The 11,099-nt window shown below is 56.0% G+C and carries 12 protein-coding genes; 7 read left to right on the top strand and 5 right to left on the bottom strand.

Annotated elements, in window-relative coordinates; genetic code table 11:
* Positions 1-392: 392 nt before the first annotated feature.
* The 5 genes from EQV97_RS26410 to EQV97_RS26390 all read right to left on the bottom strand — a co-directional run bounded on the left by EQV97_RS26410 (position 393) and on the right by EQV97_RS26390 (position 4,689).
* Positions 393-1,514 (bottom strand): DUF2817 domain-containing protein, encoded by a 1,122-nt coding sequence (locus EQV97_RS26410; RefSeq protein WP_138725607.1) that lies wholly within the window; start codon positions 1,512-1,514, stop codon positions 393-395.
* 74 nt (positions 1,515-1,588) lie between these two features.
* On the bottom strand, positions 1,589-2,356 hold the full coding sequence (locus EQV97_RS26405) for an ATP-binding cassette domain-containing protein (RefSeq protein WP_045060371.1): 768 nt from the start codon (positions 2,354-2,356) through the stop codon (positions 1,589-1,591).
* A gap of 26 nt (positions 2,357-2,382) precedes the next feature.
* Positions 2,383-3,096 (bottom strand): ABC transporter permease, encoded by a 714-nt coding sequence (locus EQV97_RS26400; protein ID WP_138725606.1) that lies wholly within the window; start codon positions 3,094-3,096, stop codon positions 2,383-2,385.
* Positions 3,093-3,782 carry a histidine ABC transporter permease HisQ gene (hisQ, locus tag EQV97_RS26395; protein ID WP_045060373.1) on the bottom strand — a complete coding sequence of 230 codons (690 nt, stop codon included), beginning with the start codon at positions 3,780-3,782 and terminating at the stop codon, positions 3,093-3,095. The genes EQV97_RS26400 and hisQ overlap by 4 nt, the downstream gene beginning before the upstream one ends.
* A 136-nt stretch (positions 3,783-3,918) precedes the next feature.
* On the bottom strand, positions 3,919-4,689 hold the full coding sequence (locus tag EQV97_RS26390) for an ABC transporter substrate-binding protein (RefSeq protein WP_045060374.1): 771 nt from the start codon (positions 4,687-4,689) through the stop codon (positions 3,919-3,921).
* Between the two features lie 451 nt (positions 4,690-5,140).
* Here EQV97_RS26390 and EQV97_RS26385 point away from each other — a divergent pair, with 451 nt between their 5' ends.
* The 7 genes from EQV97_RS26385 (at position 5,141) to EQV97_RS26355 (ending at position 11,092) form a co-directional block, all read left to right on the top strand.
* The gene (locus EQV97_RS26385) at positions 5,141-6,076 is read left to right on the top strand and encodes a LysR substrate-binding domain-containing protein (RefSeq protein ID WP_045060375.1); all 936 of its coding nucleotides are present in this window, start codon (positions 5,141-5,143) and stop codon (positions 6,074-6,076) included.
* A gap of 885 nt (positions 6,077-6,961) precedes the next feature.
* Entirely contained in the window at positions 6,962-7,312 is a 351-nt protein-coding gene (locus tag EQV97_RS28935; RefSeq protein ID WP_276614388.1) for a transposase, read from the top strand.
* 273 nt (positions 7,313-7,585) lie between these two features.
* Positions 7,586-8,335: a hypothetical protein gene (locus EQV97_RS26375; RefSeq protein WP_240890366.1), complete on the top strand. Its 750-nt coding sequence runs from the start codon at positions 7,586-7,588 to the stop codon at positions 8,333-8,335.
* A gap of 117 nt (positions 8,336-8,452) precedes the next feature.
* On the top strand, positions 8,453-8,686 hold the full coding sequence (locus EQV97_RS26370; RefSeq protein ID WP_045060377.1) for an AlpA family transcriptional regulator: 234 nt from the start codon (positions 8,453-8,455) through the stop codon (positions 8,684-8,686).
* Between the two features lie 2 nt (positions 8,687-8,688).
* On the top strand, positions 8,689-9,531 hold the full coding sequence (locus EQV97_RS26365) for a ParA family protein (RefSeq protein WP_045060378.1): 843 nt from the start codon (positions 8,689-8,691) through the stop codon (positions 9,529-9,531).
* Positions 9,528-10,877 carry a replicative DNA helicase gene (gene dnaB / locus EQV97_RS26360; RefSeq protein WP_082069193.1) on the top strand — a complete coding sequence of 450 codons (1,350 nt, stop codon included), beginning with the start codon at positions 9,528-9,530 and terminating at the stop codon, positions 10,875-10,877. Before EQV97_RS26365 ends, dnaB begins: the two co-directional genes overlap by 4 nt.
* Complete coding sequence (locus EQV97_RS26355) at positions 10,877-11,092, top strand: hypothetical protein (RefSeq protein ID WP_045060379.1); 216 nt, start codon at positions 10,877-10,879, stop codon at positions 11,090-11,092. Before dnaB ends, EQV97_RS26355 begins: the two co-directional genes overlap by 1 nt.
* Positions 11,093-11,099: the final 7 nt, after the last annotated feature.

Raw genomic sequence — 11,099 nt, 5'->3', positions numbered from 1 at the left:
GGGCTACCGGGGTGCCGTCACTCTTGCGGTACAGCACCACCGATTCACTGAGCAGAGTGACGGGGTACAGATCTTCGCCCAGTTCGGCTTCGCTGGCGGCGACATACCACGCGTTTCGCAAAAACATGAGATCTCTCCTTATATTTTGTTGTTCGCCCTTTGCAGAAGAACGATGGCTAATCACGAGCCCAGAATACGAGGTTCTTATTAGGTAAGAATAGATGTCTTTATCTGTCGGTTTATTTAGATTTTCTAAATCAATAGTTTTAGGTGCACCTTGGGCATTGCACGCCAATGGCGCCGCGGAAAGCATTCAAGACCGCGCAGGGCAGCCTTGAATTGGGGGATAGGTTTAATTCGCAAACCGCGACTGCGATGAGCAGGGGGGGGGGTTAGAGGTAGGGTGGAAGCTTAATCTGAGGCAATGCCGCCAGGGCCCGCTCCCAGATTTGTCGAGTGCGCAGCCAGACCAGCTCCCGCCAGTCACTGTCAGCCGGATAGAACTGTTCGAGCAACTCCAACTTAATTTGCCTGGCCAGCGGGTCGGTCAGGTCGCCGTATAGGTGCAGCCACTGATCGTTGCGCAAAACAGTATGAATCTGCTCCCCGGGATAAGTGCCGCATTCGATTACGAACGGCATCAGGTGAACCTGTGGTAGCGCATCGAGCAGGGCCTGCGAGGTGTAGCCAGTGGCTGTCGCGGCCACCCCGGTAGAACTCTGGCTATTGGCACCAGTGAGCAGCGTGTAGAGCCACGGACCGTATAGCGCCTGAGCAGTGTTCAGCGCCGGGTAAGCCGACTGGGCAATGCTCATCAGCATTGGGTGGCCGTAGTCCCCGGCGCCGGTGTGAAGGTCAAAGCACATGGCGACCTGAGTGTGCGCCAGGTGCTTTTTCAGGATGCTACGTAAAGTCTTGTTTGACCAAGCTGGTGCCTGGCCACCGTAGAACAGACCATTGGGATGACAGTACTGGCCAGCCTCGACAATTGACATCACGACTGACCAGCCCTCCGCACGTACACGCTCGTTGAGCAAGGCATCAGCGCGTTCGCGTATCGCCCCCTTCAGCTGTGGACAGGTATAGATCTCATGCTGGGCCTCGTAGCCCTGGTTGTCCGGCAAAGTTTGAGTGAAGTCCAGATAGTTGCGATTGAGGTCGATGTTATCTTCGTTGACGCGGCGGATCCAGGCCGTGCCCCAGGGATTGATCAGGTGAATCATCAGCACCGCGACGTCGGCGGGTAGGTTTCTCTCGGTGAAGGTTTGCAGCCATTGGATCTGGCAGTCCGAGCCATAGAAACCCTCAACCCCGTGGGTGCCACTGAGGCAGACCAGCACTCGCTTGGCCTTTGGATCACCGAGCCAGGCGACATCGGTGCTCAGATGCTCGTCAAAAGGCCCGCGCAAGGGGTGAGGGTACTCGCTCAGGCTCGCGCCTGCGGCTATGGCCGCCGTTAAAAACCGTTCACGTTGACTGGCAAAACTGGGGTGCGTTGGAAAGCCTGGGTTCATGATTGCCTCATTTTGATCAACAGGTACCGGGCTTTCAGGAGTCGCCCGGCACAAAGTTAGGGGCGCTCGCCGAATTACTTCAAACGGCCAGAGAGGAACTGCGTCAAACGCTCGCTTTGCGGGTTGACCAACACCTCGCTGGGGTGGCCTTGTTCCTCAACGCGGCCTTGATGCAGGAACATGACGTGGTTCGAGACGTTGCGCGCAAAGCCCATTTCGTGGGTGACCACGACCATGGTCCGGCCTTCCTCGGCCAGAGCCTGCATCACCTTCAACACTTCACCGACCAGCTCCGGGTCGAGTGCCGAGGTCGGCTCGTCGAACAGCATAACTTCAGGCTCCATCGCCAGTGCCCGGGCAATCGCCACACGCTGCTGCTGGCCACCTGAGAGGTGGGATGGATATTTGGTTTCCACACTAGACTCCAAACCTACCTTAGCCAGGTACTTGCGCGCTCGCTGCTCGGCTTCCTTGCGTTTGATCCCAAGGACGTGAACAGGTGCTTCAATGATATTTTCCAAGACCGTCATGTGTTGCCACAGGTTAAAATGCTGGAACACCATCGACAGTTTGGTGCGCATTTTTTGCAGTTGGCATGGGTCAGCCACCTGCAAGGCGCCGTTGATATCTTTTTTTGTGCGGATTTCCTCGTTGTTCACGCTAATGCGCCCGGCACAGGGTTGTTCGAGGAAGTTGATGCACCGAAGAAAGGTACTTTTGCCCGATCCGCTGGAACCAATGATACTGATGACATCACCGGCCTTGGCGTTGAGTGACACGCCCTTCAGGACTTGATGGGCGCCGTAGCTCTTGTGCAGTTCATCTACGCTTAGTTTGTACATATTCGATGCTCTCTAAATACGGCCAGTCAATGAGTCTGTGGCTTGAGGTAGGCTAACCAGCGCATTTCGCAGCGCCGAAACAGCCAGATCAGGGCAAACACCATCAAGGCATACAACACCGCGGCGATGCCAAAGGCCTCGAATGAGGAATAGGTCGCCGAGTTTACATCGCGGGCGACCTTGAGCAGATCAGGTACCGTGGCGGTGAAGGCGAGAGTAGTTGAGTGCAACATCAGGATCACTTCATTGCTGTAGTAAGGCAGTGAGCGCCGCAGCGCTGAGGGCAGAATGATCCGCAGATACAAGGTTAATTTGGACATGCCATAGGCGCGCCCGGCTTCGATTTCGCCGTAAGGCGTCGCCCGGATCGCTCCGGCAAAGACCTCCGTGGTGTAGGCGCAGGTGTTGAGCGCGAAGGCCAACAGCGTACAGTTGATCCCTTGGCGGAAGAATGCATCAAGCACCGGCTGGCTGCGGACCATTTCCAGGCTGTAGATCCCGGTGTAAAGAATCAGCAGCTGGATATACAGCGGAGTACCACGGAACACATAGGTGTAGAACCATACCGGACCGCGGATCAATGGGTTGCTCGAGACTCGGGCGACCGCCATCGGCACCGAAAGCAAACCGCCGATGGCGATGGAGACGACCAGCAGCCACAAGGTCATGGCCACGCCGGACAGTTGGTAACCATCGAACCAGAGATAGGCTTGCCAATATTCCTGCACGATTGAGTTCATAGCTGCGCTCCTCTGACGCCGATGGCGTATCGGCGTTCCAGCCATATCAGGACGCCATTGGACAGGGTGGTAATTGCCAGATAAATGAGTGCGCCGATGATGCTGAAGAAGAACAATTGCATCGAATGCTTGCCGGCATCCTGAGTAACTTTGACGATGTCGATCAGACCGATAATTGAAACCAGTGCGGTGGCCTTGATCAGCACCTGCCAATTATTGCCAATACCTGGCAGCGCAAAGCGCATCATTTGTGGAAACAGCACCCGCATAAACACTTGCCGGGGATTCATGCCATAGGCAATGGCGGCCTCGAGTTGACCGGCCGGGACCGACTGAAACGCGCCGCGGAAGGTCTCAGTGAAATAGGCGCCATAGATGAAGCCAAGGGTGAACACCCCGGCAGCCAGAGGATTGATATCGATTTGCTCGAGTTTCAGCCATTCGGTGAAGTTGTTGAGCCAGATCTGCAGGCTAAAAAACAACAGCAGCATGATCAGTAGATCCGGGACGCTGCGAATCAGTGTGGTGTAGCTGGCTGCCAGATAACGCAACAGCCGATGCTTTGAAAGCTTGGCCGACGCGCCGATCAGGCCAAGCACAACGGCCAACAACATCGAGAGTAGTGCTAGCTTGATGGTCGCAAACGTACCTTCGAGAATGAGCGAACCATAGCCCTGTAAAAGCATGTTCTGTCTCTCCTTTGGCAATGGAGGTCTGAAGACCGTCCATTCAGGGGGCTGAATGTTCGGAAATAACCTTTGGGCACGACCAGGCTCGTGATCACCGATACGCTGGTGATCAGAGCTAGTCAGGCATCGGGTATCAGTTATAGATATCGAAGGTGAAATACTTTTTCTGAATCGCGTCGTAGGTGCCGTTCTTGTGCATTTCTGCCAGCGCGCCATTGATCGCCTGCATCAACTCCGGGTCGTCCTTGCGCAGACCGATCGCGATCCCCTCGCCGAGCAACTTTTCATCTGTGACGGCATCGCCGGCGAAGGCGAAGCCGGTGCCATTAGATGTCTGCAAAAAGCCGATATCGGCCACGGCTGCATCCGTCAGAGTGGCATCGATACGGCCACTGATCAGGTCCGGGTACAACACATCCTGATTTGTGTAAGACACCAGAATGACCCCTTGTGGTGCCCAGACGGCCTTGGCATAAGCTTCCTGGGTGGTGCCTTGGGCAATGCCGACACGCTTGCCCTTGAGCGACTCGACGGTGGGCAGCAGGCCGCTGTCCTTTTTCGCGATCAGCCGATTGGGCGAGTTGTAGAGCCGGTCCGTGAACGCGACATTCTCCTTGCGCTTTTCGTTGACAGTCATAGCTGAAAGGACCGCATCGAATTTCTTCGCCCGGAGCGCTGGGATGATGCTGTCAAAAGCGGTTTCGTACCAAACACACTTGACCTTGAGCTGGGCGCAAATGGCGTTGCCGAGGTCGATGTCGAAGCCCACCAACTGGCCATCCGGATTTTTTGATTCAAAGGGAGCGAAGGTCGGGTCTACACCAAATCGAATGACACTCAAGTCCCTGGCAAGGGCGCAGGTAGAAGCGAGTGCAATTACCATGGCTAGGACAAACTTTTTCATTCTTGTTTTTCCTTTGTCTATTGGATGAACTGCATACAGACACGTCATTAAATGAAATTACCTGTATATACATGACAGGCAATATACAGGCCAATCTTGCAAAGGATCACGCGGGGCTACGATTTTTGGACAATGTTGACTGAAAGGGGGGGCGGGGCGAATGGTTAGCAAGACTGTGATTTTGTTACGTATCGTAGCGGTGGTGGGAGATTTATTCCCATCGATACCTTCCACATTTCATTTGGACATCAGCTTGCGTCCGTGAGCAAGCACGTGAACGACAACCTAGCTACGGCTCTCGTATTTCTTTTTTCACGTAGGTCATTTCTACGGTCAAGCCTTGTCCATCTACACCAGAAGATGGTAATTACTTTCATAGAAATGTTAAAAACAGTTACTTTATGCACCTGAGCTAAAGCATCAATCTGAAAATTCTTTTGTGGAAATGCTGATGGATAACTTGCCTTCTCTGCGTGCTCTTCAGGTTTTTGACGCCGTCGGACGTTTTGGTGGAATTGTCGAAGCCGCTAGGCGCTTAGGCATCTCGGCAGGTGCGGTAAGCCAGCAAATGAAACTGCTGGAAGACAGCCTGGGTTTGAGCCTAACCTTCAAGGTCGGTAAGCGTATTCGCCTAACCGCCGCGGGGCAGCGCTACCACGACAGTTGCGCTGCGGCATTCGAAAGCCTCCGTATCGCTCAGGTCGAAGTCGAGCGTACGAAGAACGCTAGCAACTTGCGCATCAGTGCCTTGCCATCGTTGTTTTCGGACTGGCTGGCACCGCTGATTTACGCATGGCAGAGTGAGCACCCGGACCTCAATCTATTTCTAGACGGAAGTCATACGGAACCGGCCTCCGATGGCTATGAAATCGATTTCCGGGTGACCTATGGGCACTATGCATTGACTGAAAACGCTGTAGAGTTGTTTCGCGATTGCGTGGTTCCAGTCTGTAGCCCAAAGCTTTTACGCGGCGATGCACCGTTGCACAGCCCGGCGGATTTGCTGAATTATCCGCTGTTGTCGATTGACTGGTTACCGAAGTTCGCATCCCCCCCCTCATGGCGTGACTGGTTCGACGCGCAACACGTAGACCATTCGCAATTACGCGATGGTTATCGGGTCTACTCATTGTCATCGATGGCCATTCAGGCTGCTGTGTCGGGACAGGGAGTGGTATTGGCGCAATGCTCGATGATTGCCAATTCGCTGGCGGACGAGCGTTTGATCATGCCTTTCGCGCGGGGACTTCCATTACCCTCGCCGTATTTCTTGGTGGGTGCTAAAGATGCTTTCGACAAGGCCCATTGCCGCGACTTCCATCGCTGGCTAGTGTCGCGTGGACGAGATCAAATGCTAATTAACGAGCAATTGTTGTCCCGATCATAGACTCGTTGCCAACACAACCGTTCAAAAGTGATGGCAAAACAGGTCAAACCGTGGCTGGCAAGACCCTTCGAAGTCAGAGCATTCAAAATGCACTCTGCTGATAGAGGAGCCGACCTGAAAACTCCATCAGGGACAGCGACCGTGGGCCAAACAAAGTCCGGATTCATGGCCGAAGTCTTTGCCTTCAAAACCTAACGAACCGACCGCTTGATAAACCGCGGGCGTCAATACATGACATTTGCTCGTTCATCCCGTCGCCTCTCGACGCTCGGTAGCACGCTGGCAAACATGTAGATCTCTGAGGGTAATTCGCGCGACCTTCCTGCTTATGCCTGTCGGATATACGTCGTAGCGCTCCGTGGAAGTATTGGACTTTGAGGATTTTGGCCGTCTTACGCCACTGCACCGCCTCATCCGCCCCCTGTTCCTCGGGCCAGCATTTGGCGACGACAGCGTTGGTGACGATAAACAGTTCAGAGCCTGACTGAGAACCTGAGAGGCAAAACAGCTTTCGAGGCTGCCGCATTTTTAAGGACAGACAGAAAGCGATTACTCATCAAAGCCCGGGCAGCGCAACCGTCCAAACATGAGCCCGGATACATTAGGGCAAGCATCCTCTACCGCTTATCGTCCGTGGCTGCAGGAGATGGGCTGAGCATACATTGCCTCGGGCTTCCTTCAAATTCGCAGTCGCCCGCGCCCCCCTTATCTCTGGCTAACACTCCCCTTGCCGGGTGTGTAAAGGACTTTCACCTCCAAGTCACCAGCGTGGCCACCACAGCCAAACTAATTGAGCTAACGCGCAACGCGCCATGCCTGGCGCACAAGCTGATCGCCTGAAGCAGAAGGCCGAGGCGCTAATTACAGCCTTTTAAAGCGGTGTGATTGCGGCTTTGCTCAGACGCCCAGTGGGCGAAGATGGAACCACATTGCGTAGGCAAGCTAAGCGACCCTAGGCGCCGCGGTACCGATAATCGGTGCTTTATCAAGGCGATGCTGTGGATTGCCCGCACCGGCAGCCCTTGGCGCGATCTGCCATCTCACTTCGGGAAATGGAGTACGGTCTTCAAGCACTTCTGTGACTGGGTAATGGCCAAAGTATTTAAACGACACCAGCCCCGGCTCAGTATCGATGCCAAGATGAGCGCCCCCCCCGGTGTCCGTTTACCATTTCGCTATAACGCTCTGAAGCGTCGATCCCTATGGACCGCGGCCGATAGATTGAACTCAGCCTGAAACCGGCTATCGTCACAGTTGATGCCATGGCATCGAGAGGATAAACATCTACCTTTCCGGACCCGATTGGGCAACGCAGAGACCTGCAGTGAGACCCCAGGAAAACGTTGGACGAAGATCAAAGCTAGCCACGTAGGGTCGTAGACAAATGGAATGGCCTCACCGAATTTAAAATCCGATTAAGCAACCACTCCCAGCAGTTTCCCAGCAGGTGGGCGGTGCAGGGATGTTCCGCGGGAGGCCTATCCATCAGAAATGGAGGTCCGTCCGCACATGTACGCCGACAATTTCAATCCGCAGGCTAAAATCTTCTATCGACCGATCGATGCCGCCTTGCGATGGTGCAACCTTGTACGTTACGAGGCAGAAATATTACAAGCCGCATGGCACTGCCCGGAGCGGCTAGGGACCTTATTCCCTCAATGGCCCTGCCTTCAGGCCAATCTTGAACGACTTTACGATGCGATGCGTAATGGGGAGTTGGTCTATGGTCACTTCGGTGTTTCAGTGCCGCCGGGAACTCCGTTGGAGTCGATTGCGTTAACCGTGCGCCATTCTGACTTACGTTTCTGGATGCAACGTCACTACCCCGATCAGCGACCGGGCTTTTTGTTCGAGTCCATCAATGACACACATGAACACATCAGCCCGCTGGCTTACCTTTCCCTCCAGGCAGAGCGTGATGCTGCTATGCAAGAATGCAATACCCTGCAACGCCAGATTCAAGATGTTACGGCTGACCTTCAAGCACTGGGACTTGAACAGCAAAGCCTTAACGCGTTAGTGAAGTCGCAAGGGCAACTCAGCGAGCGCAGCGAACACACCCTCCTGCAGATCATTGGCGCTCTGAACTACACCATCCTGGACGTGTCACCTGCCGGCAAACCCATGTCCGTGCTCGAAAATCAAGCCGCGATCGTCGATGCCATAACCGCGCGTTTTAAAGACATTCCCGGTCTTAGCAAACGAACGCTGGACGCAAAATTCGCCGCAGCCAATCGCGCCCTCAAAAAAACCACTTGAGCGAAACAGCATTGCACTGCAATGCCCTCCATTGCAGTGCAATGACACTCTCGCTTTTCTGCTATTCAATTCAGGTCACATCCCATCACGCGCCAAGCGGCGCCAGGAGTGACCAGCATGTCCAGTTCATCCATCCCACACGCTGACAGTCATCAACCACCGGCCGAACGCCACATCATGCGTCGCGATGAAGTGGAACGCAAAACCGGGTTTAAACGGGCGCACATCTACAACCTGATGAAGGAGGGCCGCTTCCCTCAAGCCAAACGCATTGGTCTACGCGCAGTGGGCTGGGACTCGGTGGAGATCGAGCGCTGGATTACCGAACGGCTGACGCCGCAGGAGCAATGAGCATGCGCGTGGTGTCGGTGATTTCCACCAAGGGGGGTGTTGGCAAGACCACGGTGACCGCCAATCTCGGTGGTCTCCTGGCCGATGCCAGTCTGCGCGTGCTGTTGCTGGATCTGGACAGCCAGCCCACGCTGTCCAGTTATTACCCGCTGGAGCATGTCGCCCCGGCGGGCGCCTATGAGCTGATCGCACTCAGCCTGACCGATCCCCCACAGATCGTTTCCCACACCAGACTGGATAACCTCGACCTGATTCTTTCCAACGACCATCGGGGGCAACTCAACACGCTATTACTGCATGCCCCAGATGGCCGCCTGCGCCTACGACACCTGCTGGATGGCTTTCGCGATCAGTATGATCTGCTGCTGATTGACACGCAGGGCGCGCGGAGCGTGCTGTTGGAGATGGCGATCCTCGCCTCTGACCTGGTGCTCTCCCCGATCAACCCGGAAATGCTCGCCGCACGTGAACTGAACCGCGGCACACTAAAACTCCTCGGCGATCTGGAGCCCTTTCGCCACCTGGGGATTGCCGTGCCGCCATTGCGCCTGCTGTTGAACCAGGTGGACTTGGTCAGGCTGGATGCACGGATGATCGTGCGCGGATTGCGCGACAGCTTCCCAGCCGCCAGCTCAATTGCCGTGCTGAACACCGTGATCCCCAATCGGGTGGCCTACGTCAATGCCGCTTCGTTGGGCCTTCCGGTTCACCGGGTGGACACACATAGCCCGAGCGGTCGACGCTCGCCCTCCGCTCTGCAAACCCTGCAAGCCCTGGCCATTGAACTGTTCCCCGAATGGCAGGCCGCCATCTCGAGGGTCGGCACCAGTGCGGAGAAGCCATGATGCACATCGACAACCTGACACCACCCTACTCACTCGAAGCGGAGCAAAGTGTCCTCGGCGGGCTGATGCTGGACAATAGCACCTGGGACTTACTGGCCGATCGGCTGATCGCCGAGGACTTTTTTCGCTCCGAGCATCGGGCAATTTTTAAGGCCATTGAGGCCCTCGCGCAGAAGGATAAGCCCTTCGACGTGGTGACCCTGGCCGAACAACTCACCGACCAGCCCGAATGGGGTGGACTGGCCTACTTGGGAGAACTGGCCAAAAACATCCCCTCAGTGGCCAACATCAAGACCTACGCTGAGATTGTTCGCGAACGGGCCCACCTGCGTCGACTGATCCAGCTCGGGTTCGCTTGCAGCCGCGAAGCCGCTGAACCCCAAGCCAGCAGCCAATTGGTCCAGGAGCTGTTTGAGCAACGGTTGTTCGCCCTGGGCCAGGCGCAACAACGGCAAGAATTCGTCGACCTAAATCACTGCCTGCTGGGTGTGATCGAGGAGATCGACCAGCACTTTAACAGTGGCGAGATCACCACCGGTGTCCCCAGCGGCCTGGTCGAGCTGGACCTCAAGATCGCCGGCTTTCAGCCAGCCGACCTGGTGGTGGTCGCAGCACGACCGTCGATGGGTAAAACCAGTCTGGTGCTGAACTTTGTCGAAACCGCCCTCGCCGCTCGCCCCTGCGCTTCAGTACAGATCTACAGCCTAGAAATGCCTGCACGGGCGCTGGTGTATCGGCTGCTGGCCATTCTGGGTCATCTCTCACTGGCCAATCTCATGAAAGGCCAACTGAGCGACAACGATTGGCCACACCTGACGGCCGCCGCGGCCAAACTACAGGGCTACGGGGAACGCTTGATCATCGATGACAGCCCGGCCCTGACCTGCATGGCATTGCGCTCCCGTGCCCGGCGCGCGGCTCGCCGCTTTGGCGCACCGGCCTTGGTCATGGTCGATTACCTGCAACTGATGCGAGCCCCGGGCCGCGAGACCCGCAATCTGGAAATCGCTGAGATCACCGCGGGCCTCAAGGCACTGGCCAAGGAGCTGAATTGCCCGGTCATTGCCCTCTCCCAACTCAACCGTTCACTGGAGCAACGCAGTAACAAGCGCCCGGTACTGGCTGACCTGCGCGAATCGGGTGCCATCGAGCAGGATGCCGACCTGATCCTATTCGTCTACCGCGATGAGGTGTACCACCCCGAGACCGCCGATCGCGGCACCGCCGAACTGATCATCGGTAAGCACCGTAATGGTCCGACCGGCTTCCTGCGGGTCTTGTTCATCGCCGAGCAAACCCGCTTTACTTCCCTGCATGCCAACAGCGCTTGGCAAGGAGCCTCCTGATGCGGCAAGCCCTTGAGCCAACCGGCTTACCGACCCGACATGCTCTGCTGGATGTTCTGGACGAAGAATACTGCACCGTGGTGTTTCGTCTGCGAGGCGGGCGTCCGAGCAGGAGTGAGTTGCTGGTCGAGTTGTCCCAGTACGTTGAAAGCGCGGGGACAGTCGAAATCGTCCGGTTCCACGTCGGTAATGACTTGGATCACCCCCACGCGTGAGGCTTGC

This window comes from Pseudomonas sp. TMW22090 (genome assembly GCF_022496665.1).
GTDB lineage: Bacteria > Pseudomonadota > Gammaproteobacteria > Pseudomonadales > Pseudomonadaceae > Aquipseudomonas > Aquipseudomonas gregormendelii.
This window is presented reverse-complemented; position numbering and strand designations above follow the sequence as displayed.